The 24,394-nt window shown below is 71.8% G+C and carries 22 protein-coding genes and 3 pseudogenes; 15 read left to right on the forward strand and 10 right to left on the reverse strand.

Going from position 1 to position 24,394, the window contains the following annotated elements; all coding sequences use genetic code 11:
• Positions 1-30: 30 nt before the first annotated feature.
• From ABT106_RS04695 to ABT106_RS04705, 3 genes and pseudogenes are all read right to left on the reverse strand, one after another.
• Positions 31-945 (reverse strand): N-acetylneuraminate synthase family protein, encoded by a 915-nt coding sequence (locus ABT106_RS04695; RefSeq protein WP_351272380.1) that lies wholly within the window; start codon positions 943-945, stop codon positions 31-33.
• 435 nt (positions 946-1,380) lie between these two features.
• A pseudogene (locus tag ABT106_RS04700) lies at positions 1,381-1,782 on the reverse strand (acylneuraminate cytidylyltransferase family protein); the annotation flags it as partial.
• Entirely contained in the window at positions 1,779-3,131 is a 1,353-nt protein-coding gene (locus ABT106_RS04705) for a DUF6716 putative glycosyltransferase (protein ID WP_502979210.1), read from the reverse strand. The pseudogene ABT106_RS04700 and the gene ABT106_RS04705, both read right to left, overlap by 4 nt.
• A gap of 176 nt (positions 3,132-3,307) precedes the next feature.
• Here ABT106_RS04705 and ABT106_RS04710 point away from each other — a divergent pair, with 176 nt between their 5' ends.
• The gene (locus tag ABT106_RS04710; RefSeq protein ID WP_351272274.1) at positions 3,308-4,318 is read left to right on the forward strand and encodes a glycosyltransferase family 2 protein; all 1,011 of its coding nucleotides are present in this window, start codon (positions 3,308-3,310) and stop codon (positions 4,316-4,318) included.
• Positions 4,318-5,748 carry a polysialyltransferase family glycosyltransferase gene (locus ABT106_RS04715; RefSeq protein WP_351272277.1) on the forward strand — a complete coding sequence of 477 codons (1,431 nt, stop codon included), beginning with the start codon at positions 4,318-4,320 and terminating at the stop codon, positions 5,746-5,748. The genes ABT106_RS04710 and ABT106_RS04715 overlap by 1 nt, the downstream gene beginning before the upstream one ends.
• Here the strand turns inward: ABT106_RS04715 and leuE are convergent.
• Positions 5,741-6,391 carry a leucine efflux protein LeuE gene (gene leuE, locus ABT106_RS04720; RefSeq protein WP_351272280.1) on the reverse strand — a complete coding sequence of 217 codons (651 nt, stop codon included), beginning with the start codon at positions 6,389-6,391 and terminating at the stop codon, positions 5,741-5,743. The genes ABT106_RS04715 and leuE overlap by 8 nt on opposite strands.
• A gap of 431 nt (positions 6,392-6,822) precedes the next feature.
• Here leuE and ABT106_RS04725 point away from each other — a divergent pair, with 431 nt between their 5' ends.
• A complete protein-coding gene (locus ABT106_RS04725; protein WP_351272283.1) occupies positions 6,823-7,677 on the forward strand; it encodes a L,D-transpeptidase family protein in 855 nt (284 codons plus the stop codon).
• A 194-nt stretch (positions 7,678-7,871) separates the two neighbouring features.
• Here ABT106_RS04725 and ABT106_RS04730 read toward each other — a convergent pair whose 3' ends face one another.
• Positions 7,872-8,990 (reverse strand): hypothetical protein, encoded by a 1,119-nt coding sequence (locus ABT106_RS04730; RefSeq protein ID WP_351272285.1) that lies wholly within the window; start codon positions 8,988-8,990, stop codon positions 7,872-7,874.
• A complete protein-coding gene (locus ABT106_RS04735) occupies positions 8,990-9,754 on the reverse strand; it encodes an RNA polymerase sigma factor (protein WP_351272385.1) in 765 nt (254 codons plus the stop codon). Before ABT106_RS04735 ends, ABT106_RS04730 begins: the two co-directional genes overlap by 1 nt.
• Before the next feature lie 584 nt (positions 9,755-10,338).
• Between ABT106_RS04735 and ABT106_RS04740 the strand changes: the two genes are divergently transcribed.
• From ABT106_RS04740 to ABT106_RS04770, 7 genes and pseudogenes are all read left to right on the forward strand, one after another.
• The gene (locus tag ABT106_RS04740; RefSeq protein WP_502979216.1) at positions 10,339-10,797 is read left to right on the forward strand and encodes a 2-oxo-4-hydroxy-4-carboxy-5-ureidoimidazoline decarboxylase; all 459 of its coding nucleotides are present in this window, start codon (positions 10,339-10,341) and stop codon (positions 10,795-10,797) included.
• A gap of 152 nt (positions 10,798-10,949) precedes the next feature.
• Positions 10,950-11,330: a succinate dehydrogenase, cytochrome b556 subunit gene (gene sdhC, locus ABT106_RS04745; RefSeq protein WP_078892868.1), complete on the forward strand. Its 381-nt coding sequence runs from the start codon at positions 10,950-10,952 to the stop codon at positions 11,328-11,330.
• 5 nt (positions 11,331-11,335) lie between these two features.
• Positions 11,336-11,818 carry a succinate dehydrogenase hydrophobic membrane anchor subunit gene (locus tag ABT106_RS04750; protein ID WP_136229772.1) on the forward strand — a complete coding sequence of 161 codons (483 nt, stop codon included), beginning with the start codon at positions 11,336-11,338 and terminating at the stop codon, positions 11,816-11,818.
• 23 nt (positions 11,819-11,841) lie between these two features.
• Entirely contained in the window at positions 11,842-13,596 is a 1,755-nt protein-coding gene (sdhA, locus tag ABT106_RS04755; protein WP_351272290.1) for a succinate dehydrogenase flavoprotein subunit, read from the forward strand.
• Positions 13,596-14,363, forward strand: coding sequence for a succinate dehydrogenase iron-sulfur subunit (locus ABT106_RS04760; protein ID WP_351272293.1), 768 nt, complete (start codon positions 13,596-13,598; stop codon positions 14,361-14,363). The genes sdhA and ABT106_RS04760 overlap by 1 nt, the downstream gene beginning before the upstream one ends.
• A 140-nt stretch (positions 14,364-14,503) precedes the next feature.
• On the forward strand, positions 14,504-15,055 hold the full coding sequence (locus ABT106_RS04765; protein ID WP_351272295.1) for a hypothetical protein: 552 nt from the start codon (positions 14,504-14,506) through the stop codon (positions 15,053-15,055).
• A gap of 672 nt (positions 15,056-15,727) precedes the next feature.
• A pseudogene (locus ABT106_RS04770) lies at positions 15,728-15,919 on the forward strand (IS256 family transposase); the annotation flags it as partial.
• 26 nt (positions 15,920-15,945) lie between these two features.
• On the opposite strand, the gene ABT106_RS04775 reads toward ABT106_RS04770, so the two are convergent.
• Positions 15,946-16,680 carry a hypothetical protein gene (locus ABT106_RS04775; protein ID WP_351272298.1) on the reverse strand — a complete coding sequence of 245 codons (735 nt, stop codon included), beginning with the start codon at positions 16,678-16,680 and terminating at the stop codon, positions 15,946-15,948.
• 77 nt (positions 16,681-16,757) lie between these two features.
• On the opposite strand from ABT106_RS04775, the gene ABT106_RS04780 reads away from it, so the two are divergent.
• From ABT106_RS04780 to ABT106_RS04795, 4 genes are all read left to right on the forward strand, one after another.
• Positions 16,758-17,330 (forward strand): ArsR/SmtB family transcription factor, encoded by a 573-nt coding sequence (locus tag ABT106_RS04780; RefSeq protein ID WP_351272300.1) that lies wholly within the window; start codon positions 16,758-16,760, stop codon positions 17,328-17,330.
• Positions 17,331-17,978: 648 nt separating this feature from the next.
• On the forward strand, positions 17,979-18,383 hold the full coding sequence (locus tag ABT106_RS04785) for a hypothetical protein (RefSeq protein WP_351272302.1): 405 nt from the start codon (positions 17,979-17,981) through the stop codon (positions 18,381-18,383).
• 22 nt (positions 18,384-18,405) lie between these two features.
• The gene (locus tag ABT106_RS04790) at positions 18,406-18,831 is read left to right on the forward strand and encodes a thiol-disulfide oxidoreductase DCC family protein (protein WP_351272304.1); all 426 of its coding nucleotides are present in this window, start codon (positions 18,406-18,408) and stop codon (positions 18,829-18,831) included.
• A gap of 11 nt (positions 18,832-18,842) precedes the next feature.
• Complete coding sequence (locus tag ABT106_RS04795) at positions 18,843-19,583, forward strand: TetR/AcrR family transcriptional regulator (protein ID WP_351272307.1); 741 nt, start codon at positions 18,843-18,845, stop codon at positions 19,581-19,583.
• 132 nt (positions 19,584-19,715) lie between these two features.
• On the opposite strand, the gene ABT106_RS04800 is transcribed toward ABT106_RS04795, so the two are convergent.
• The 3 genes and pseudogenes from ABT106_RS04800 to ABT106_RS04810 all read right to left on the reverse strand — a co-directional run.
• The gene (locus ABT106_RS04800; protein ID WP_351272309.1) at positions 19,716-21,272 is read right to left on the reverse strand and encodes an ABC transporter substrate-binding protein; all 1,557 of its coding nucleotides are present in this window, start codon (positions 21,270-21,272) and stop codon (positions 19,716-19,718) included.
• A gap of 121 nt (positions 21,273-21,393) precedes the next feature.
• Complete coding sequence (locus tag ABT106_RS04805; protein WP_351272311.1) at positions 21,394-22,674, reverse strand: metallophosphoesterase; 1,281 nt, start codon at positions 22,672-22,674, stop codon at positions 21,394-21,396.
• A gap of 116 nt (positions 22,675-22,790) precedes the next feature.
• A pseudogene (locus ABT106_RS04810) lies at positions 22,791-23,021 on the reverse strand (SCO4848 family membrane protein); the annotation flags it as partial.
• Positions 23,022-23,142: 121 nt separating this feature from the next.
• On the opposite strand from ABT106_RS04810, the gene ABT106_RS04815 reads away from it, so the two are divergent.
• The gene (locus tag ABT106_RS04815; RefSeq protein WP_351272314.1) at positions 23,143-24,381 is read left to right on the forward strand and encodes a D-alanyl-D-alanine carboxypeptidase family protein; all 1,239 of its coding nucleotides are present in this window, start codon (positions 23,143-23,145) and stop codon (positions 24,379-24,381) included.
• The last annotated feature ends 13 nt before the right edge of the window (positions 24,382-24,394 follow it).

Consider the following 24,394-nt stretch of genomic DNA (forward strand, 5'->3'; position numbering starts at 1 on the left):
TCGGACTGGGGGCGGAAGTCGTACGGACGGTCAGACGGCGACCGGCGTGCCCTGCACCCGGCGGAGCTTCTTCATCGGGCCGAGCTCGGAGGCGTAGACCCGCTTGACGCCGTCTCCGAGGGCGGTCTCGATGGTCCGGATGTCGCGCACCAGGCGGGTCAGGCCGCCCGGCTCGACGGAGGCGGCCTGGTCGGAGCCCCACATCGCGCGGTCGAGGGTGATGTGCCGCTCGACGAAGGCGGCGCCGAGGGCGACGGCGGCGAGGGTGGTCTGCAGGCCCGTCTCGTGGCCGGAGTAGCCGATGGGGACGTTGGGGTACTCCTCCCGGAGGGTGTTGATCACCCGCAGGTTGAGCTCCTCGGCCTTCGCCGGGTACGTCGAGGTGGCGTGGCAGAGCAGGATGTTCTCGCTGCCGAGGACCTCCACCGCGTGGCGGATCTGCTTCGGGGTGGACATGCCGGTGGAGAGGACGACGGTGCGGCCGGTGGCGCGCAGGTCGCGCAGCAGCTCGTCGTCGGTGAGGGAGGCGGAGGCCACCTTGTGGGCGGGGACGTCGAACTTCTCCAGGAAGGCGACGGCCTCGGTGTCCCACGGGGAGGCGAACCAGTCGATGCCGCGCTGGGCGCAGTGCGTGTCGATGGCCCGGTACTCGTCCTCGCCGAACTCGACGCGGTGGCGGTAGTCGATGTACGTCATGCGGCCCCAGGGGGTGTCGCGCTCGATGTCCCACTGGTCGCGCGGGGTGCAGATCTCCGGGGTGCGCTTCTGGAACTTCACGGCGTCGCAGCCGGCTTCGGCGGCCGCGTCGATCAGGGCGAAGGCGGTGCCGAGGTCGCCGTTGTGGTTGATGCCGATCTCTCCGACGACGTAGACGGGGTGGCCGGGTCCGGCGGTACGCGATCCGAAGGTGCGCAGGCGGGCGGAGGCATGGGGGGTGGCGGTCATGGCGGGCGACGTCCTTCGGGTGGGTACGGGGTGTACGGGATCTGCGGGGTGTACGGGGAGCGCGGGGTGCGGGGTGTTCGCGGGGTCTGCGGGGTGTGGTGCGGGGGCGGTGAGCGCGGGGTGCGGGGTCAGGGGGTCGAGGAGGGGGGCGAGGAGGCGGGCCCGGGCCAGGTCGTGCGGGTCGTCGATCTCCAGCACCCGCGCCGGGTCGGTGGCGACGGGCAGGACGCGGCCGAAGAAGCGGTGACCGGCGGCGCGGAAGCCCGCGGCGTCCATGGCGTAGGCGGCGCCGGTCTCCAGCAGGTCCCGGGGGCGGTCCTGGCGCCTGGGGCGGTACGCCTCGTCGTGGTTGACCCCGGCCGCGGACCCGTCGGGGCGCTCCCGCCAGAGGAAGCCGTGGAACGGGGCCGCGGTCAGCGCCGAGTCGGCCTCCCCCGAGGCGACGGCGGCGGCGACGGACTCGACGTCGGAGGCGGTGAGGAACGGGCTCGTGCACTGGACCAGGAGGACCACGTCGACGGTGGCGCCGTGCAGCTCCTCGAAGGCGGCCAGCGCGTGCAGGACCGCGGACTCGCTGCTCGCCGTGTCCCCGGAGATCGCCCGGGGGCGGGTGACGGGCTCGGCTCCGGCGTCGCGGGCGGCCGCGGCGATAGCGGCGGAGTCGGTGGAGACCACCACGTCGGTGACGGTCGGCGCGGCCAGGCAGGCCCGTACGGCGCGGGCGACGAGCGGCGTCCCCGCGACCTCGGCGAGGTTCTTCCCGGGCACCCCCTTGGAGCCGCCCCGGGCGGGTACGACGGCCAGCACCCGCGGCGCCCCGGGCCGCGGCGCGGTCACAGCTCCCCCAGGCGGCGGATCACCGGGGCCACGCGCTGGACCCCGTGGCGGTACGCCCCACGGGCGGCCCCGCGCAGGTGGGCGCGCAGCCGGCGGCGCAGCCGGGACTCCCCCGCCGTGCCGCGCACGGCGCCGGGCAGCGGGGTGCCGTCGGGGGCCAGGCGGTGGCGGGCCAGGATGCCGGGCAGGTAGCCGGGGGCGGTGGTGAGCGTGTAGTACGGCGCCGGGGCGGGCAGCCGCTGCTCGGCGGCCAGCGCGGCGACCCGCTCCCGGGCGGCCGCGTAGGCGTCGGCGGGGGCCGCGCCGGTGGCGCCGTCCCCGGCCGCCGGGCGGACGCCCTGGGCGCGCAGCCACTCCGGGTCGCCCTGCGGGAGCAGCCCGGCGTCCAGCTGGTCCCAGGAGGCCAGGCAGCCCGAGCCGAGGAAGTGGTGGTTCCCGAGGGCCTCGCGGATGCCGAGGTCGGTGAGGACCGCGGTCGGCACGGACCGGTGCAGGGACTCCAGGGCCGCCGTGGACGAGACGGTGACGAGCAGGTCGGCGGTGTCGAGGACCTCGCCCATGTTCCCGTACACGAGGCGGCAGTTGGGCGGGAGCCCGCCCGGCAGCCGCTGCGCGAGCCGCTGGTAGGGGTGCTCCTCCAGGTGCGTGGTGTGCTCCCCGGGCCGGCTGCGGAGCTTGATCAGCACCTCCCGGCCGGGGTGCAGCCGCGCGTGCCGCGCCGCCCGCTCCAGCAGGTACGCGCGGTCCGCGCGGCCCTCGGGCACGGAGGGCTGCACGGCGAAGACCACCCGGTGCGCGGACCCGGCGGATCCGGCGGCTCCGGCCGGCGGGGCGTACCGCGCGCCGCCCAGGAACGGCAGGGCCGTCTCGGTCACGGCGCCGGCGTCCGCGCCCACCCCCTCGTACACGGCGCGGAACCGCTCGGCGTCGTGGCGGGAGTTGGCGAGGACGAGGTCGGCCCCGTGGCGCAGGAGCAGCCCGTCGGCGAGCTTCTCGTAGACGACCCCCACGTAGCCGGTGACCAGTACGGGCCGCGCGGCCGGGGCGGGCCACAGGGCGCGGGCCCCGTGCAGAACGGCCTGGACGGCGCCGCCGACGAGCGCGAGGACGACCACGTCGTAGCGCTCGCGCACGAGTCCGTCGAGGAACTCGGCGCAGGACACCTCGGCCAGCCGGTCGGCGCCGACCCCCACCTCGCCGAGCTGGCGGTCGGTGGGCGTGGCGCGGCCGCGCAGCAGGTATCCGGTGAGCTGGTGGTCGGGCACGAGACGGCGGGCGGTGAGTGCGCCCCATTTCCATCGCGTATCGGAATCGGCGAGCACGGCGACGCGCAGCTTGCTTTCTGGCACGCGGCAGAAACTATTCCGCGGCGCCGCCGACCGGCCCAACGACCGCACAACAGCGGGTTAACAACCAGTCGACGAAATGCGAAAGCGTGCGGGTTAACGCGCCCGCCCCGCGTCGTTCACGTGGAATCCGCACGGGGGTCACGGTGAATGCCGGACGGGCCCCTAACGTCCCGTGAGTGCCCAAGCTCTCTGTTGTCGTGCCGTTCTACAACGTGCGGACGTACGCACCGGATGTCCTGAGGAGCCTCGAAGCCAACGCCCGGGACGATTTCGAGTTCCTGCTCGTCGACGACTGCTCGACGGACGGGACGGGCGACCTGCTGGAACGGGCGGCCCGCACGCTGCCCGGCGCGGTCCTCCTGCGGCACGGGCGCAACGGCGGCCTGGCCACCGCGCGGAACACCGGGCTGGACGCGGCCGGCGGCGAGTACCTCGCCTTCCTGGACGGGGACGACTGGCTGGCCCCCGGCCACCTGGCCCGGACACTGGCCGCCATCGAGGCCCTGAGCTGCGACTTCGTCCGCACCGACCATGTGCGGTGCACCGGCCGGGACCGGAGCGTGCAACGCGTCCCGTACGGGCCGCAGTCGATCGTCGCCGATCCGCGCACCGCGATCCTGCCCGCCGACCGGGCCACGTCGGTGGACTACCCGTACGCCTGGGCCGGCATGTACCACCGGCGGCTGCTGGACCGGGGAGTGCTGCGCTTCACCGACGGGCTGCGGACGGCGGAGGACCGGCCGTGGATCTGGCGGCTGCACCGGGAGGCGGAATCCTTCGCGGCCGTCGGAATGCCCGGAATCTTCTACCGTCGCGGGATTTCCACCTCACTGACGCAGGTCGGGGACGAACGGCAGCTCGATTTCATCCGCGCATTCGATCAAGTAATCGCGGAAACCGCGACGGACCGCGAATCGGACCGGCTGATGCCGAAAGCCGTCCGAACGTATTGCGCGATCATCGCCCACCATTTCGGATCCATCGAAAGGTACGAACCGGCCGTGGCCAGGAAACTCCGCACGATGAGCACGGCCGCACTCGGACGCATGCCCCAGGACGTACTGGACCGGGCCCTGGACTCGATGGACCCGGAGCGCTCCACCCTGTTGCGCCGGGTGCGCCGGGCACACCGCCCCCTGGGCCGTCGCCCGCTCGGCCTGCGCAGCCCGCGGGGAGCGGCCGCCTGATGCCCACCCAGATCTTCCTGGCCTCGACCCTCTACGGCGCCGCCACCCTCGCGGCGGGCATCGACGCGGGCGTCTTCCCGCCCGCCGGCCGCCGCATCCTGCTGACCAGCAACCACGCCGTGACCGCCGAGGTCAGCCCCGGGCTCGCGGACCTGCCGGGCTTCGCCGTGCCGCGCGCCCGCTTCGACGAGGTGCTCGACTGGAACGCCGTCATCGCACCGCAGCACCCGAGCACCTGGGCCCCGCGCCCGGAGGACGTCCCGCTGTGGGAGCGTCAGTTGCGCGGCCTGTGGGGACTCGGCGACGACCGGGTCGAGCTGGTCGTGGAGTCGCTCCAGGTGCCGCCCGCCCAGACCCTGTGCCGGCTCTTCCCCGGCGCGGCCGTCGACGTCTACGCCGACGGGCTGATGAGCTACGGGCCCACCCGCTTCCGTCTCGACCCCCAGCTCGGGACGCGGGTGCGGCGGGTCCTCCACCCCGACCTGGTGCCGGGTCTGGAGCCGCTGCTGCTGACCGAGTTCGGGGTACGGGCGGAGCCGCTGCCCGCGGAGCCCCTCCTGAAGGTGCTCGCGGAACTCGCGGAACACGCGGACCTCGAAGGTCTCGGAGGGCTCGAAAGCCTCGGAGGGCTCGGAGGAGCCGCCGGCCCCGGAGGAGTCGCGGACCCCGAAGACCCCGCCGGCCGCCCGGTCCTCCTCCTCGGCCAGTACCTCTCCGCGCTGGATTTGATGACCCCCGACGAGGAGGAGCGGCTGCACGGGGACATGGTCCGCGGCGCGCACGCCCTCGGCCACCGCGAGCTGGTCTTCAAACCGCACCCCGGCGCCCCCGCCGCGTACTCCCGTGAAGCCGAGCGGGAAGCCGCGCGGCTCGGCGTCCGGCTGACCGTGGCCGCCGCCCCGGTGCTGGCCGAGACGCTCTACCAGCGGCTGCGCCCCGCGCTGGTCGTCGGCTGCTTCTCCACGGGCCTGCTGACCGCCGCCACCCTGTACGGGCTCCCCGTCGCCCGCACCGGCACGGACGCGGTGCTGGCCCGCCTGACCCCGTACGCGAACAGCAACCGCGTCCCGCTGGCCCTGGTCGACGCCCTGCTCCCCGACCTGGCCGACGCGGACGCGGTCCGCGCCTGGACGCCCCCCGGCCCCGAGCGGGTCCGGGCCGAACTGGCCGGGCTCCTGACCGCGGTCGGGTTCACGATGCAGCCGCGGATCCTGGCGGCCCGCCGGGCGGAGGCCGAGGCCCACCTCGCCGGGCGGCCCGGCCCCGAAGCCCTGCGGTACGTCACCCGGCGCCGGCTGACCGTGCTGGGACTGCCCGGCGGCGTCCCCGCCCGGCTGGCGTTCCTGCCGCGCAGCCCGAAGGTGCGCCGGGCCGTACGGCGGCTCGCGCGGCTGCGGCGTACGGGCCGCGGGGGCCCCGCGCTCAGCTGACGGCGAGCTTGGCCGCGAAGCCCAGGAACAGCACGCCGGCCGCCGAGGTCGCCCAGGCCGACAGCCGCTTGCGGCGGCGGAAGGCGGCCGACAGCCGGGTCCCGGTGAAGATCAGGGTCGACAGGTAGACGAAGCTCACCAGCTGCGACACCGTGCCGAGCAGCAGGAACGACAGCGCCGGATAGGCGTACCCGGGGTCGACGAACTGCACGAAGAAGGACAGCAGGAACAGGATGGCCTTCGGGTTGACCAGGCTCACCAGCAGCGCCCGCCGGTAGGGCCGCCCGGTGCCGCCCTCCGGTTCGGCGCCGGTCAGCAACTCCTCCTGCGTGGCCCTGCGCCCGCGCCACATGGCCAGGGCGGTCCGCATCATCCCCACGGCCAGCCACGCCAGGTAGCCGGCGCCGAGGAACTTCACCACGGCGAACAGCAGCGGGCTCGCCTGGAGCAGGGCGCCCGCGCCGGCGGCGGTCAGCACCATCAGGACCGCGTCGCCGGTGAACACCCCGGAGGCGGCCTTGTAGCCCTCTTTCACCCCGCCGCGCGCCGCCACGGACAGCACGTAGAGCGAGTTCGGCCCCGGCAGCAGCACGATCAGCACCAGGCCGGCGAGGTACGTCGGAAGATCTGTCACACCCAGCATGTGCAGGAGTGTCGCACAGGGTTGTACCTGTCACGCCACCCTGTTTCACCCACGGGAACCGGCCGTCCCGTACGCCTCCCGTGCACGTCCCGTGCGCCTCCCGGATCACCCGATCAGGTGATCGTGCCCCACTCCGTCAGGCCGCCGGGCCTGCGGGCCCGTTCGATCGGATTTCCGGTCACGGTGCGCGCCGCGGGCCGTCCGCGCGTGGAACGACCGGGTCCGGGACTGATAGAACCTTCCCCGGCCACCGCTGGGCACGCCCCGCCCCGCACGCCTTCGAACGGCCGCGGCCGGGCCCCGGTCACAATGGCGCAACATCCCGGGACTCTGTGCAACTCTCCGCGCGCCCCAGGCATCACCTACTTACACGACGTGGAAATCGGGGGAATGCAATGCAACGCCAGAGAGTCATAATCCGCACGCTTGGGGTGGTCACCGCCGTCGCGCTCGCCGCGACCGCCTGCGGACCGCAGAAGTCGCAGTCCTCGGGCTCCTCTTCGACGGTTTCCGCCTCGCCCACGGCGGGCGCCTCCCCCGATGCCTCGCCGACCACCGACGACAAGCCGGGCGAACCGTCGAAGTCCGCCTCGCCCTCCGCCTCGAAGTCGGCCTCGCCGTCCGCTTCGAATTCGGCCTCACCGTCGCCGACGGTCCGGCAGGTCATGGCCAACGGTGATGACAGCGAGCAGGTGCGCGAACTCCAGGCGCGCCTGAAGCAGCTCAAGCTGATGTCGGTCGCGCCGACCGGCTTCTACGGCTCCAAGACGACCTCCGCGGTCAAGTCCTTCCAGTCGAAGAACGCTCTGAACCCGACCGGGTCGGTCGACGAGCCCACCTGGAAGAAGATCCAGGCCGCCACCAAGCAGCCCACCGCCGACGAGCTGCGCCCGCCGACGGTCAACGAGCCGGACGCCCCGGACGCGCGCTGTATGGAGGGCCGGGTGATGTGCATCAGCAAGGAGAGCCGCACGCTCGCCTGGATGATCGACGGCAAGGTCGTCTCGACGATGGACGTGCGCTTCGGCTCGGAGAACACCCCGACCCGCGAGGGCGTGTTCAACGTGGGCTGGAAGGCCAAGGAGTGGACGTCGACGATCTACCACACGCCGATGCCGTACGCGATGTTCTTCAGCGGCGGCCAGGCGGTGCACTACTCGGCCGACTTCGCGGCCCGCGGCTACGCCGGCGCCTCGCACGGCTGCGTCAACGTCCGGGACAAGGGCAAGCTGTCGGCGCTGTTCGACCAGGTCCAGGTGGGCGACAAGGTCGTCGTCTACTGGTGACGACCGCCGTGCCGCGCGAGCGGTCGGAAGTAAAGGGCGCGGGCAGGGCCGGGGGAACGTGCCCCGCCCGCGCCGGTTGCGCAGAGCCCAGGGGTACGGGGGGAACCCCGGCTCATGCGCGGCCGATGACCAGTCGGCTCGATACGTACTGCGTCGCGGGTTCGAAAAGTGTTACAGGCAGGTCAGCACACTGATCAGTGGCGGTCGCGCAGGCCCGAACCACCCGGCAGCGCCGGGGTCAGGGTCGGGGCCCGGAAGACGCCGTCGCCGCCGCCGTCCCCGCCCGGACCGCCGCTCCCGCCCGAACCGCCGGTCGTACCCGATCCGCCCGAGCGGCCGGGTGCGCCGGGTGCGTCGCCGGGCATGCCGCCGGCGTCGGTGACGCCGTCGAGCAGCGCCTCGCAGTAGCGCGGGATGCGGGAGAGGCCCCGGGCCAGGTTCGAGAGCTTCTCGCGGCGGTCCTTGTCGAGGTGTCCCGCCCGGTAGTCCTCGCAGAGGGTCGCCGCCCGGCGCTTCGCCCGGTCGTGGTCGCGCTCCTTGCTGCCGCCGTTGGCGAAGGTGTTCCCGTTGCCCTCGGGGTCGCCCGCGTCGTCCTTGCCCGCGGCGGCCCCGTCCTGGGTGCCGTCCCGGAGGTCCTTGCCGGTGCCGCCGGCGGCGAGCCCTCCGGTGGAGGTTCCGGTTCCGGTGGTGGCCACGGCGGAGGGCTCCGTACGCCCGTCCGCTTCCGGCGTCGCGGTGGCGCCACCCGGGTCGGGCTGGACGGTCGCGCCGCCCCGGAGCGGGGTCGGCTGCGGCTGGGGGGCGAGGGTGGGGAGCGCGCCGTCGGCGTCCGGGGGCGCGTCGTCGTCGGCGCTGACCGACATCGCCGGTACGGGTCCCGCGCTGTCGAACCGGTCCTGGTCCAGCAGCCCGGCTCCCGCGGCGGCGGCCAGACCGCCCACGGCGACGCTCGCCAGGGCGGCCGCGAGGCCGAACCGGACGTGCCGCCGGGTGCGGGGCGCCGCGACGGGGGTGAGGCGGCCGAGGTCGAGCAGGGCCTCCCGGGAGGCGGCGGCCGGCGGCCCGGCCGCGGCGGCCGCGTGCGCGGCGCGCGTGGCGTGCGCCGCGCGGAAGGCGGCGACCGCCGCGGCCTCGCCGGGCAGTTCCCCGCGGGCGGGCGAGGGCTCGGCCAGGGCGTCGAGGGCCGCGCGCAGGCGGGCGGCCCGTGCACGGGCGTGCGGATCGGCGGCCGGTCCCACAGGTTGCGCCGGCTCTCCGCGCAGCAGTTTGTCCGCCGCGGCTCTGTCCAGCCACCTGTCGCGCTCGTCGGCCATCACATGTCCTTCTGCGTCCGCCAACGTGAATGCGTCACACCGGTTTGTTCTACGAGGCCCCCGCCACGGCCACGCTGAGCGGGTACGGCGTCGAGATCCCTCCCGCCCCCGCCGTCCCATGCCTGGCCACCGGCATTATGGCCGACCCGGGGCCGCCCGTCCGAGTCCGGTTCCGGTTCCGCTTCGCCGCCCGGCGCGAAGTCGCCCGTCACGCCCTGCGCGCCCAGCAGCTCCGCCAGCCGCTTCAGGCCCCGGTGCGCGGCGGTGCGTACGGCTCCGGGCCGCTTGCCGAGGGTCTCGGCGGCGGTCTTGGCGTCGAGACCGACCACGACGCGCAGGACGACGGCCTCCGCCTGGTCCTGGGGGAGCTGGGCGATGAGCGCCATGGTCGAACCGGTGGCGAGCGACTCCATGGCCGCGCCCGCGGTGTCGCACTCGGCGGCCCAGCCGGTGAGTTCGGTGTCGTCGCCGCCGATGGCGGGGCGGCGGCCGCGCATGCGGATGTGGTCCAGGGCCCGGTTGCGGGCGATCCGGGCGGCCCAGCCGCGGAAGCGGTCGGCGTCGCCGGTGAAGGAGTCGAGGTCGCGGGCGATCTGCAGCCAGGACTCGGACGTCACGTCCTCCGCGTCGCCGTCCCCGACGAGCGTGCGTACGTATCCGAGCAGGCGTGGGTGCACGGCGCGGTACACAGCACGGAACGCGTTCTCGTCGCCGTCCTGTGCCGCGAGCACCGCGGCGGTCAGCTCCGCGTCGTCCCCCAGCAAAGTCCCCAACCCGTTCACTGTCCTGTACGTCTGGCGCAAATCAGCACGTTACGGCTTTCAAGCACCTTCGTCCACGAGTTGTACAACCAGCAACCAACCCTGCGCGGAGCGAGGTGTGACACAAAACGCACTCGGGGCGCTGACAGGGGTACGGGCTTGTCGCACGAGTCCGTGACGGACGGCGACCGGGGCCTCTCCTGTGGGGGGTGGCGGCCTCGGTCGTCTTCCCCTTCCCGGCCCGCCCGCGCGGCTCCCCGCGGACGGGCCGCGCGTCCTTCGAACGGCTGCCCCACGCTCCGTACCAGGCGTCCACGTCATCCTTTCGGCTCTCTTCCGGGTGATTTCCCCGCGGGAGTACGACACACCCGACCCCACGTCGCTAGCGTGGCGGTACACCCGCGCCACGCCCCGAGGAGCTCCCGCTGTCCAGCCATCTTCCGGCACAGGCCGCCGCGGGCACCTTCCAGGGGGCATCTTCCGGACGAAGTCCGGGCGAGCCGTCCGGGGCACGCTCCGAACCCCCTCGCGGCCGCGGACTGACGCGGTTCAACGCCCTCTCCCCCGAGGCGGCCCACGCCGCCCTGCTGCACTGCTGCGGAAGCCGCCGCTGGGCGCACCGGCTGGCCGCCCACCGCCCCTACCCGGACCCGGGCGTGCTGCTCGCCGCCGCCGACGAGGCGTCGTACGACCTCTCCCAGGCCGACCTGACGGAGGCGCTGGCCGCCGAGAGCTCCGCGGAACTGGAGCACGGTGCCTCGTACGCCGCCCTGCTGGCCCTCGACGCGGCCCACGCCGCGTACGAACGCAAGTTCGGCCACGCCTTCGTGATCTGCCTCGACGGGCACCCGCCGGAGGAGCAGGCGGACCAGCTGCTGGCGGCGATCCGGCGGCGGATGGGGCACGAGGTGGACGAGGAGCGGTCGATCTCCGCGGACGAGCTGCGCAGAGTCGCGCAGGCCCGGCTGCTGGACCTGACACGCTGGCTCACGTCGGCCGATGGGCTGACTGCGGAGGAATTCGGGCTATTTGCCCCTGTGGGATAGTCCGTCCGTGCCTGTTTGATCACACCGATGACCCCCGCGCAAGGGAACCGACAAAGCGTCGCTACGATGTCCGGGGCCGGAGGACCGTACCCGGCCGGGCCCGACCGACAAAGAAGCCGGCTGGCCCCCGCCCCGCTTCCGGAGGGTTTTCCGTGCCGGCTGGAACGTTGTACCGCGGCCGGGAAGGAATGTGGTCCTGGGTGGCTCATCGAGTCACCGGCGTCCTCATTTTCTTCTTCCTGTTCGTACACGTCCTCGACACCGCTCTCGTCCGCGTCTCCCCCGAGGCGTACGACGACGTGGTGGCTACCTACAAGACGCCGATCGTCGCGCTGCTGGAGTACGGCCTCGTCGCCGCAATCCTGTTCCACGCGCTCAACGGTCTCCGTGTCATCGCCGTGGACTTCTGGTCCAAGGGCCCGCGCTACCAGAAGCAGATGCTCTGGACCGTCGTGGGCATCTGGATCGTGCTGATGGTCGGGGCCCTCTACCCCGTACTCGGCCACGCCTACCTTGAACTGTTCGGGAAGTGACACGCATGTCTTCTGACACTTCTTCCCCCAAGGTCATCGGCGACGTCGAGGGCGTGTCCCTCTACGACGTCGACAACCCGGCCCCGTACATCGAGGCCCCGCGCAAGCGGACCGGCAAGACCCCGCGCTCGACCCGCGGCAACTTCGAGATGGTGGCATGGCTCTTCATGCGCCTCTCGGGCATCGTCCTGGTCGTGCTCGTGATCGGCCACCTCCTGATCCAGCTGGTGCTGGACGGCGGCGTCTCCAAGATCGGCTTCGCCTTCGTGGCCGGCCGCTGGGCGTCCCCGTTCTGGCAGGTCTGGGACCTGCTGATGCTGTGGCTGGCCATGCTGCACGGCGCGAACGGTCTGCGTACGGTCATCAACGACTACGCGGAGCGCGCCAACACGCGGCTGTGGCTGAAGGGCCTGCTCTACACCGCCACGGTGTTCACCATCCTTCTGGGCACGCTGGTGATCTTCACCTTCGACCCGAACATCCGCTAGGCAACGGGGCTGAGGCGTAACCAATGAAGATCCACAAGTACGACACCGTCATCGTCGGCGCGGGCGGCGCGGGCATGCGCGCCGCCATCGAGTCGACGAAGCGCAGCCGCACCGCCGTGCTGACGAAGCTCTACCCCACCCGCTCCCACACGGGCGCCGCGCAGGGCGGCATGGCCGCCGCCCTGGCCAACGTGGAAGAGGACAACTGGGAGTGGCACACCTTCGACACGGTCAAGGGCGGTGACTACCTGGTCGACCAGGACGCCGCCGAGATCCTGGCGAAGGAGGCCATCGACGCCGTCCTCGACCTGGAGAAGATGGGCCTGCCGTTCAACCGCACCCCGGACGGCACCATCGACCAGCGCCGCTTCGGCGGCCACTCGCGCAACCACGGCGAGGCCCCGGTCCGCCGGTCCTGCTACGCCGCGGACCGCACCGGCCACATGATCCTCCAGACGCTCTACCAGAACTGCGTCAAGGAGGGCGTGGAGTTCTTCAATGAGTTCTACGTCCTGGACCAGCTCCTGGTCGAGGAGGACGGCGTCACGAAGTCGGCCGGCGTGGTCGCGTACGAGCTCGCCACCGGCGAGATCCACGTGTTCCAGGCCAAGTCCGTCATCTACGCCTCCGGCGGCACCGGCAAGTTCTTCAAGGTGACCTCCAACGCGCACACCCTCACCGGCGACGGCCAGGCGGCCTGCTACCGGCGCGGTCTGCCGCTGGAGGACATGGAGTTCTTCCAGTTCCACCCGACGGGCATCTGGCGCATGGGCATCCTGCTGACGGAGGGTGCCCGCGGAGAGGGCGGCATCCTCCGCAACAAGGACGGCGAGCGCTTCATGGAGAAGTACGCGCCGGTCATGAAGGACCTCGCGTCCCGTGACGTCGTCTCGCGCTCCATCTACACCGAGATCCGCGAAGGCCGCGGCTGCGGTCCGGCCGGGGACCACGTGTACCTGGACCTGACGCACCTGCCGCCGGAGCAGCTCGACGCCAAGCTCCCGGACATCACCGAGTTCGCCCGTACGTACCTCGGCATCGAGCCGTACACGGACCCGATCCCGATCCAGCCCACCGCGCACTACGCCATGGGCGGCATCCCGACCAACGTCGAGGGTGAAGTCCTGCGCGACAACACCACCGTCGTCCCGGGCCTGTACGCGGCCGGCGAGGTCGCGTGCGTGTCGGTGCACGGCGCGAACCGCCTGGGCACCAACTCGCTGCTGGACATCAACGTCTTCGGCAAGCGCTCGGGCATCGCCGCTGCGGCGTACGCCCACGCGCACGACTTCGTCGAGCTGCCGGAGAACCCGGCGCAGCAGGTCGTCGACCTCGTCGAGCAGCTGCGCAACTCCACGGGCCGCGAGCGGGTCGCCGACCTGCGTCTGGAGCTCCAGGAGACGATGGACGCGTGCGTGATGGTGTTCCGTACGGAGCAGACCATCAAGACCGCGGTCGACAAGATCGCGGAGCTGCGCGAGCGCTACCGCAACGTGTCCGTCCAGGACAAGGGCAAGCGCTTCAACACGGACCTGCTGGAGGCCATCGAGCTGGGCAACCTGCTCGACCTGGCCGAGGTCATGGCCGTGTCCGCGCTGGCGCGCAAGGAGTCCCGCGGCGGTCACTACCGCGAGGACTACCCGAACCGCGACGACGTCAACTTCATGCGCCACACCATGGCGTACCGCGAGGTGGACGCCGACGGCAGGGACTCCGTCCGGCTGGACTACAAGCCCGTCGTCGTCACCCGCTACCAGCCGATGGAGCGTAAGTACTGATGGCCACCCCGACCCTGTCCAAGACGGACCAGATGGAGGCCGCGGCGGCCGCCTCGCCCTTCATCACGGTCACCTTCCGGATCCGCCGCTTCAACCCGGAGATCTCGGAAGAGTCGACCTGGCAGGACTTCCAGGTCGAGATCGACCCGAAGGAGCGCGTGCTCGACGGTCTCCACAAGATCAAGTGGGACCTCGACGGCACGCTGACCTTCCGCCGCTCGTGCGCGCACGGCATCTGCGGCTCCGACGCGATGCGGATCAACGGCAAGAACAGGCTCGCCTGCAAGACGCTGATCAAGGACATCGACCCGGAGAAGCCCATCACGGTCGAGGCCATCAAGGGCCTCACGGTGATGAAGGACCTCATCGTCGACATGGAGCCGTTCTTCCAGGCGTACCGCGACGTGATGCCCTTCCTCATCACCAAGGGCAACGAGCCGACGCGCGAGCGCCTGCAGTCCGCCGAGGACCGCGAGCGCTTCGACGACACCACCAAGTGCATCCTGTGCGCCGCGTGCACGTCCTCGTGCCCGGTGTTCTGGAACGACGGCCAGTACTTCGGCCCGGCGGCGATCGTCAACGCGCACCGCTTCATCTTCGACTCGCGCGACGAGGCCGGCGAGCAGCGGCTGGAGATCCTGAACGACAAGGACGGCGTGTGGCGCTGCCGCACGACCTTCAACTGCACCGACGCGTGCCCCCGCGGCATCGAGGTCACGAAGGCGATCCAGGAAGTCAAGCGCGCCCTGATCACGCGCCGCTTCTGATCCGCGCTTCGCAGCAGTAGCCGTACCGAGCCCCGTGTCCCGGACCACCGTCCGGGACACGGGGCTCACGTGTACGGGATTGGTCCCGGTCTGAGCACGCGGGGTACGGGGGCGGGCGGGCCTGTGGAAGGATCGCCCGCATGAGCGAGCAGCAGCCGAACCCCTACGCGAGCGACCCCGGTCAGGGCGGCCAGCCCGGTCAGCCCGGTGAGGGCGACTACAGATGGGGGCCGGGCGAGGCCAGTTACGGCTACCCGCAGCCCTACCCGGCAGCCGCCGCCTACCAGCCGACCATCGGCGGCGCGGGCTTCCCCGTACCGGCGTACGGTCCGGGTACGGGTGGCGGCGGGGGCGCGATGCTGTCCCTCGGTGACATCAGCGTCGTCGGCGACCAGATCATCACCCCGTCGGGTTCGATGCCGCTCCAGGGCTCGATGTGGAACGCGACGGACTTCTCGCGCACCGAGGAGAAGATCCCGACCCACGCCATCGTGCTGGCGGTCGTCTTCGCGGTGTTCTGCCTGCTGGGCCTGCTGTTCCTCCTGATGAAGGAAAAGGTCACGACGGGCTATATCCAGGTCACGGTCACCAGCGGCGGCCGCCACCACTCCACGATGATCCCGGCGGCGAACGCGCACGCGTACCCGTGGGTCATGAACCAGGTCAACTACGCCCGCTCGCTGAGCTTCTGAGGGGGCGGGGCGGGCGGCGGGGGCGGGCGGCGCGACGTCGGGCGGGGGGTGTGGGGCGGGGCGGGGGCGCGGCGAGCGGTACTTGTGCGGGGCGGAAGCGCGAGGTGTTGGGGGGTTCCCGTCAGTCTCATCGTCTCTCCGGTTCGGGCCGGCCCCTCAAGGGCGCTCCCTGCGGTCGCGTCGCTACGCGATGGCCTGCGGCCACCCTTGACCGACCGTCCCGAACCGGACATACGAGACTGTCGGGAACCCCCCAAAAGAACGGCACCGGGCGAGACACCAACAGACCCGGCAGCCAGGGAGGAGCGGGCCCGCTCGCGGGCGCGTCAGATCGCTACGCGCTTCAGTTGGCTTAGCGGCTGCGGGCCGGCTGGGGCTGGGCATAGGCCGCATCAGATCGCTACGCGCTTTCAGCCGGCTCAGCGACTGCGGGCCGGCTGGGGCTGGATCTAGGCCGCGCTTGGCCACTTGAGGGTCGCTGGGACGGCGTCAGCAGGCCATTCGTGCGCAAGAACCGGCCGTTCGGGGTGCCGAGGTGCCGTGCCGGAGCGTGAGGTTGACGCAATCAACCTCACGCTCCGGCAGCAGTGGCAGGCCGATCGCAAAGCCTTCGGCGACCGCGACCTGGCCGGATCCGACTACGTCTGGGCCGACGGCATCCACCTGTCGGAACGGCTCAAGACCAAGGTCACCAAGGGCGCCGGCGGTGCGGCTGCCGCGCTCGCCATGGTCTTCAAGCTTGTCGCGTCCGCCTGGGCCCGCAGGCGAGCGGTCAACGCACCAGCCCTCGTGGCGCCCGTCCGTGCCGGAGCCCGCTTCGAACGCGGCCGCCTCACCGAACGCTCCGAGAATCACGCAGCCTGAACTGACTCTCGTTCGACGAACCGGCCCTACTTGTAGGGCCGAATGGCCACCGTGACATCCATGGCGAAGGTGTTCGCCCCCGCCGCGGACGGCAAGCCCAGGGCCCGGTCGAACGCGCGACTCAGGAGGCCGCAGCCACTGGTGCCCGGGGCGGCGAACTCCGCATCCTGGGCACCGAAGGCGACGACCAGGGGGTCCTTGGATATCACCCGGGTGGGAAAGGTGTCCCTGAGTACTAGGTGGACCGCGTCCTCATCGCTGCCCACCGAGCAGCCCGACGACGGCAGGGCCGGCAGCCCGTGCATCGTGCCTATGGCGAACTTGATGTCGAACTCGCCGCGCCGGATGTCGTCGGACAGGAAGTCCGAGTAGCCGCCGTACTGCGGAGTCAGGGTGAACGGGGTGCCTCTCAGCCGGATTGGCGCAGCGGTCATCTCCCCGAAGACCTGGCGGAATTCACCGTCCACACGGCCTTCCGCAAAGGTGATCTTCATAGGTTTGGTGAGCGGCTCGTCGATGGCGCCCATGCGCAGATGCCCCGTGGCGTGCATGACCTCGCAGCGCCAAGTCCCGGGATCCGCACCCGCGGGCAGCTCATCGATGGTCGGGCAGGCGGAGAAGTCGAATTCGGGGAGTTGCGCGGCCCGTTCAGCTCCTTGCGCGGGTGCGGCGCCCAGGGCGAGTCCGGCGAGTAGTGCCCCCGCGACAGCACTCGTGAAGCGGCGGACTGTGCGATTCAAGGTCACTCGGTTCGGCGTCATACGCCACAGCATTGCAGATGTTTCTCTGCAGAGAAAGGTCTGCAGAGAAATCACTGTGCTCTGGATAGACTGCCGCCATGACGAAAGAGCGGAGAGCGGAAGCTGCAGGGCGGCGCACGGTCGACAGCCCCGAGGTACTCAAGGCCCTCTCACACCCCCTGCGCCTGCGCATCCTGCGCCACCTCGGCGCGGCGGGCCCGGCCACCTCGACCACGCTGGCGGCCGCTTTCGGCGAGAACACCGGGACGCTCAGCTACCACCTGCGCATGCTGGAGCGCAGCGGCCTCATCGAAGACATCCCCGAGCGCTCCACCGGGCGTGAGCGTTGGTGGCGCGGGGTGCGCGGCCTCGACATCCGCAGACCACCGCAGGGTGAACTGACGGAGGCCGAGCGCGCCATGTCCGCCGAGCTGGACCGGATGAGGATCGAGGAGGACGTCGAGCTCGCCCGGCAGTTCACCGCCGGACAGAAGGAGTCCGAAGGCTGGATGCGGGGTTCACGCAGCCTCATCCACCTCACGAAGGGTGAGCTGGACGCCTTCCATGACGACTATCTGGCCCTGCTCGCGCGCTATGCCCGCGGCCCCGAGGACGCCCCCGACGACGCACGACCCGTACTCCTCCGCTGGTTCGGCCTGCCCGCCGACTGACCGGCAGCCGGCCGACGGTCCGATCGACCGACCGGCCGCACGGGCAGCCACGGTCCACTCATTCGGACGAACAGTTTGCGCGGACCTCGAACGAGAAGAAGATCAACAAGTAGTCACGCCGCCCCCCGCCACAGGCGGACCGCAGTCGCTGAGCCGGGCGAAGGGCGTAGCGATCTCGCGCGGCCTATGCCCAGCCCCAGCCGGCCCGCAGCCGCTAAGCCAACTGAAGCGCGTAGCGATCTGACGCGCCCGCAAGCGGGCCCGTCCTTCTCTGGCTGCCGGGTCTGTTGGTGTCTCGCCCGGTGCCGTTCTTTTGGGGGGTTCCCGACAGTCTCGTATGTCCGGTTCGGGACGGTCGGTCAAGGGTGGCCGCAGGCCATCGCGTAGCGACGCGACCGCAGGGAGCGCCCTTGAGGGGCCGGCCCGAACCGGAGAGACGATGAGACTGACGGGAAACCCCCAACCCCTCGCGCTTCCGCCCCGCACAAGTACCGCCCCGCCCCACCCCCGCCCGCCTCACCGCCCCCGCCCCACACCCCCCGCCCCACACCCGCCCTACGCCGCGCCGACATTCGCTTGAACTTGTTCAAAAAACGCCCTAGAGTCAGTCCTGCCAAGCAATTGAACACGTTCAAGGGGGCTGGGGCTATGGACCTCACCGTGGTCGCGTACGTCATCTACCTGCTCATCAGCATCGGCCTCACCGTCTGGGTGGCCCGCACGCTCAGCCGCAACGGCCGCGTCTTCATCGGCGACGTCCTCCAGGGGAACGAGAAGCTCGCCGACGCCGTCAACCACCTCCTGGTGGTCGGCTTCTACCTCGTGAACATCGGCTTCGTGACCCTGTACCTGCGCTCGGGCGAGACGATCCTCGACGCCCGCGGCCTCTTCGAGGCGCTGTCGCTCAAGCTCGGCGTCGTCCTGCTCGTCCTCGGCGTCATGCACCTCGGGAACGTGTGGGTGCTGAACAAGATGCGCCGCCGGGGAATCATGGAGCGCCAGCACACCCCGCCGGTCGCCCCCCAGGGGTGGACCGCGCCGGCCGGGGCCTGAGCCGGTGCCGGCTCGGGGAGCGGTGCGCGGACTGACCGTCCTGTACGACGCCGGCTGCCCGGTCTGCGTACACATCAGGCACTGGCTGATCGGGCAGCGCGGGCTGGTCCGCATGGACCTGGTGCCCGCGGCGTCCTACGAGGCGCGGCGGCGCTTCCCGCTGCTCGACCACGCCTCGACGCTCAAGGAGATCACCGTCATCGGGGACTCGGGGCAGGTGTGGAAGGGGACCGACGCCTTCATCGTGTGCCTGTGGGCACTGGCCGAGCACCGGCCGAAGGCCAACTGGCTCGCCACCCCGGCGGGCCGCCCCTTCGCCCGGGCGGCCATGTACACCGCCTCCGCCTGGCGGCAGGCCGTACGGACGGAAGGCGGCCCGGCGGCGGAGAACGGCCCCGCGTGGGCGGAGGAACCGGCCTGTGACGACCAGTGCTCCGTCCCCCGCTAGGCTCGTGCACCGTGACTGATCAGAAGGCTCCCAAGAGCGAACAGACCCGCACGCTCATCCTTGAAACCGCGCTCCGGCTCTTCCAGGAGCGCGGTTTCGACAAGACGACCATGCGGGGCATCGCCAAGGAGGCCGGTGTCTCGGTCGGCAATGCCTACTACTACTTCGAGTCGAAGGAACACCTGGTCCAGGGCTTCTACGACCGGATCGGCGCCGCCCACCAGGCGGCGGTCCGGCCCATCCTGGACAACGAGACCGATCTGCAGAAGCGGCTCGCGGGCGTGCTGACCAGTTGGATGGACATCGCGGCCCCGTACCACGAGTTCGCTTCCCAGTTCTTCAAGAACGCGGCGGATCCGGAGAGTCCGCTCAGCCCCTTCTCACCGGAGTCGGAGCCCGCCCGCAAGGCGGCGATCGACATCCACCGCGAGGTGCTGGCGGGCGCGAAGACGAAGGTGCCGGCCGAACTGGCCGACGTACTGCCGGAGCTGATGTGGCTCTCGCAGATGGGCCTGGTCCTGTACTGGGTCTTCGACCGCTCGCCGGACAGCCAGAAGACGCGGGGGCTCGCCGAGCGCGGCGCGCAGCTGACGACGCGGGGCATCGTGCTGGCCCGGTTCCGGGTGCTGCGGCCGCTGGTGCGGGAAGTGCACGAGCTGTTCGCGGACTTCCTGCCGGGCATGGCGCAGACGGTGGTGTCGAAGAAGCGGGCGTCGGACCCGGACCCGGACCCGGAACCGGACCCGGCCTAGCCGTGCCGTCCGGCTCCTGACGGTGGATCACGAGCGTTACGAGATCCTCTCGGCCGAGCCCCTGCCGCCCGGACGCGGTGCTGCGGGGCCCCGCCCGGGCTGTCCCCCGCCCGGCACGATCCGAAGAGCCCCTTAGAGCCAGTCGAGTTCCCACAGGCGCCACACGCCCGTTCCGTCGGACAGGTACTGGGCGCCGGTGACGGCCTCGCGGGACATCACGTAGTCCTTCTTCTGCCAGATCGGCAGCATCGGGACCTGCTGGGCGACCGTCTTCTGGAGCTCGCGGAAGTCGGCGTCGGCCTCGGAGCGCTCCGAGTGGGACTGGGTACGGCTGATCAGCGCGTCCACGGTCTTGTCGGAGAAGCCGTTGTTCATGGACGAGTCGGCGCCGACGAGCGGGGCGAGGAAGTTGTCGGCGTCCGGGAAGTCGGCGATCCAGCCGATCGTGTAGGCGTCGAACTCGCCCGCCGCGTAGCCCTTCTGGAAGTCCGCCCACTCCTCGACGGGCTTGACCTCCAGTCGGAAGAGGCCCGTGGACTCGAGCTGCCGCTTGAGCTCCTCGGCCTCGGGGAGGTTCGCCCCGCGCGCGTTGACCCCGACGGTGAGAGTGACCGGGGCGGCGATTCCGGCGTCCTTGAGTAGCTTGCGGGCGACGGCCCCGTTGGGCGTCGGGTAGGCGTCGAAGAACGGCGTGCTGTGGGCGCCGATGCCCGCCGGGACCAGCGAGTAGAGCGGGGTGACCGTGCCCGAGTGGACCTCGCGCGCCAGCTTGGAGCGGTCCAGGACGGTGGCGACGGCCTGGCGGACGGCGAGCGGGGCGGCCGGGGATCCGGGGCGGACGTTGAAGACCAGGGAGCGGATCTCGGTTCCGCCGGAAGCCTGGTAGCGGGTGTCCTTCAGGCCGGGGTTGAGGCCGGCGAGGACGGAGGGCGGCATCTCCCGGTGGGCGACCTCGATCTGGCGTTCCTTCCAGGCCCGGTCGAGCTCGGCCGAGTCCTTGAAGTACTTGACGGTGACGGGCGCCAGCGCGGGCTTGCCCTGGCCCTTGTACGCGGCATTGGGCTTGAGCTCGGCGCTCGCGCCCGCCGTGTACCCGCCGAGCGTGTACGGGCCCGAGCCGTCGGCCTTGCCGTCGGTGCGCAGGGCCTTCGCCGGGTACTTCTCCTTGTCGACGATCGAGGCGGCGCCCGTCGCGATCTTGAAGGGGAAGGTGGCGTCGCCCGCGGAGAGGTTGAAGGTGACCGTGCGGCCCTCCGCCTTCACCGACCGCAGGGTGTTGAACAGGGGGGCCGGACCCTGGTCGGAGTTGATGGCCTTGACCCGGTCGAAGGAGTGCTTGACGTCCTCGGCGGTGATCGCGCGGCCGCCCGGGAACGTCAGGTCGGGGCGCAGCTCGCACTGGTAGGTCGTGAGCTTCTGGCCGACGAACGCGCAGGAGGAGGCGGCGTCCGGGACGGGCGCGCCGGCGCCGGGCTTGATCGTCAGCAGCGACTGGTAGACGTTGCTGAACAGGGCCCAGGAGCCCGCGTCGTACGCGCCCGCCGGGTCGAGGGAGGAGACGACGTCGCTCGTTCCGACCCGGATGGCGCCCCGGCCGTTGCCGTCCTCGGGCAGCAGCTGCCAGGCGCCGGCGCCCGCCACGCCGAGGACAAGCCCGGCCGCGATCATCTTCGAGCGGACAGACCGCATCCCGTGAACCCCACCCCTGTACCGGTGACAGCAACACACTGTCCGATTAACGGTCATCCCATCACGGAATTTCGGCCTCGGGAAGGCCGGTATCCGATGGGTCGGGGGCGCTTGGAGGGGATCAGGACTGGTATGAGGCGAGTTCCACGACGGTGATGTCGGACGGGGCGCCCACCCGGACCGGGGGTCCCCAGGCACCGGCTCCGCGGGAGACGTAGAGCTGGGTGTCCCCGTAGCGCTCCAGGCCGGCCACGGTGGGGTTGGCGAGTTCGGCGAGGTAGTTGCCCGGCCAGAGCTGGCCGCCGTGCGTGTGCCCGGACAGCTGGAGGTCCACGCCGTGGCGGACCGCGTCGTGGATGACGACGGGCTGGTGGGCGAGGAGCACCGCCGCGCGGGACCGGTCGCGGTCGCCGAGGGCGGCCTGGAAGTCGGGGCCCTGGCCCTCGCTCTCGCCCGCGATGTCGTTCACCCCGGCGAGGTCGAAGTACGGCAGCGCGCGGCGGGCGTTCTCCAGCGGGGTCAGGCCCAGCTCCCGGACGTGGTCGACCCACTGCGCGGCGCCGGAGAAGTACTCGTGGTTGCCGGTGACGAAGTACGAGCCCTGGCGCGCCCGGAGCCCGCGCAGCGGCTCGGCGGCCGGGCCGAGGTCGTGCACGTTCCCGTCGACGAGGTCGCCGACGATGGCGATGACGTCGGGCTGGGTGCGGTTGACGGCGTCGACGATGCGCAGGGTATGGGCGCGGCCGAGGACCGGGCCGAGGTGGACGTCGCTGACGACGGCGATCCGGAACCCGTGCGCCGCGCGCGGCAGCTTGGCCAGCGGCACCTGGACCCGCTTGACCGTCGGGCCCCGCAGCACCCCGTGGGCGCCGTTCGCGACGGTCCCCAGGGCCACGGCGGCGGCCGCGCCGCCGACGGCGCGCGCGAGCGTACGGCGGCTCGGCCCCCGGACGGCGGACTCGGCCGGCACCTCGGCCAGGTGGGCCGCGTCCGGCGCCTCGGCGGGGGCGGGTGCCGGGGCGTTCGCGGAGGCGTTCGCCGGGGCTCCCGAAGCGGCGGGTACCGCCTCGGAGGGGGCCCGGTGGGCCAGACGGCGGAGCAACAGCGCGCGGATCGGCTCCGCGACCAGCATCGTCAGGGTCAGGTACAGGAGCACCGCGAGCCAGAGGAACCCGGGCCAGGCGACCGCCTGCTGGAGCCAGAAGGGGGCCCCGGCGCGGCCGGAGGTCAGGGCGGCCACAGAGAGGAGGGGCAGGGCGATGGCCAAGGACGTGCCGATGCGGCGGGGCAGGCCGCCGGGGACGGTGGTGTCGCGGACCAGGCGGGTCCACAGCCAGCGGTGTACGAGGGCCAGCAGGGCGAGGACCGCCAGCGCGACCAGGGCGAAGACCACGATCATCATGCGGCCGGCCCCGATCCGGCGTCGGTTCCGGTACGCGGACCCGCGTCCGCGGCCCTGTCCCCGCCCGGCCCGGCGCCCGTCTCCGCGGCCGTCTCCGCGCCCGGAGGTGATCCACGCCGCAGCGCCCGGACCCCGCGCAACCCGATCACCCCGACGGCCGTCCCCAGGAGGAAGGACGTCACCGCGAGGGTCAGGTGGACCCAGAAGTAGGACGTGGGATCGCCGGCCGCGTCAAACGCCAGGCCACTGCCGTTCTTCCACAGGTTCCGGACGAAAGACACCCAGATGAACCAGCTCCACACTCCGAAGGCGAGCAGGAACCAGGAGGAGGAACGGCTGAGTTTCATGACCTCAGTATCGGATTCGTCCCCAGGACGGACGCGCCGGGGTGGGCTGTCCCGGCGGTGGTTTCTTCGAAATGGCCGGTCAGGGACGGCATGCAGCACATCGGGATGTACTTTCACCTGCGTGTATGCAAAGAAGACCGCGCTGACGGTCCTTTCCGCCGCGCTCCTGATCCCCTCGGTTCTCGGGGTTCCCGCGCACGCCGCGCCGTCCCCGCCGGCCGACGGGAAGGGCGGGCCCGCCAAGGCCCCGTCGGCGGCCGCACCGCCCGCGTCCATGTCCACGGTGGGCGGCGCCCTGCTGGGCCAGCCGGGGACCCAGGTGAACCTGCTGCCCGGCGCGCCGTCCCTCCCCGCGAACCTGTCGGGGCGGTCGTGGGTCGTGGCCGACGCCGAGTCGGGCGAGATCCTGGCCGCGCACAACGCGCACTGGCGCCTGCCGCCGGCCTCCACCATGAAGATGCTCTTCGCGGACACCGTGCTGCCGGGCCTCCCCAAGGACCGGGTCCACAAGGTCACCGAGGAGGAGCTGTCCGGGGTCGGTTCGGGCAGCAGTCTGGTGGGCGTCAAGGAGGATCACGAGTACTCGGTCCACGACCTGTGGCTGGGCGTGTTCCTGATGTCCGGCAACGACGCCGTGCACGTGCTGTCGGCCATGAACGGCGGCGTCGAGAAGACCGTCAAGGACATGCAGGCGCACGCCGAGGAACTGCAGGCCCTGGACACCCACGTGGTGTCCCCCGACGGCTACGACTCCCCGGAGCAGGTGTCGAGCGCGTACGACCTCACGCTCATCGCCCGCTCCGGACTGCAGAAGCAGGACTTCCGGGAGTACTGCGGCACGGCGAACGCCGAGTTCCCCGGCAAGCAGGGCGCCGGGAAGGCACGCGAGTCCTTCGGCATCCAGAACACCAACCGGCTGATGACGGGCGCGCACGGCATGGCCCCGTACAAGGGCATCGCGGGCGTCAAGAACGGCACGACCACGATGGCCGGGTCCACCTTCACCGGCGTGGCGCAGCAGGGGTCCCGGAAGCTGCTGGTCACGGTGATGAACCCGAGCGCGGGCGGCGGAAACGCGGTCTACGAGGAGACGTCCGCGCTCTTCGACTGGGGTTTCGCCGCGGCCGGGAAGGTCAAGCCGGTGGGTGAGCTGGTCCCGCCGAAGAGCGAGGACACCTCCTCCTACGGCTCCCCCGCCCAGTCCCACGAGGACGGCCCGGCGGCGGCCGGCGCGGGAGCGGGCGGCGGCGTGGGCACCGCGCTGGGTGTCGCGGGCGGCGCGCTGGTCCTGCTCGCGGGCGGCGCCTTCGTGGTGAACCGGCGCTGGCCGCGCGGCCGCCGCGGCATGGGCCACGGCTGACCGGAGCGGCCGG

The organism is Streptomyces sp. NPDC002044 (assembly GCF_040296725.1).
Lineage (GTDB): Bacteria > Actinomycetota > Actinomycetes > Streptomycetales > Streptomycetaceae > Streptomyces > Streptomyces antarcticus.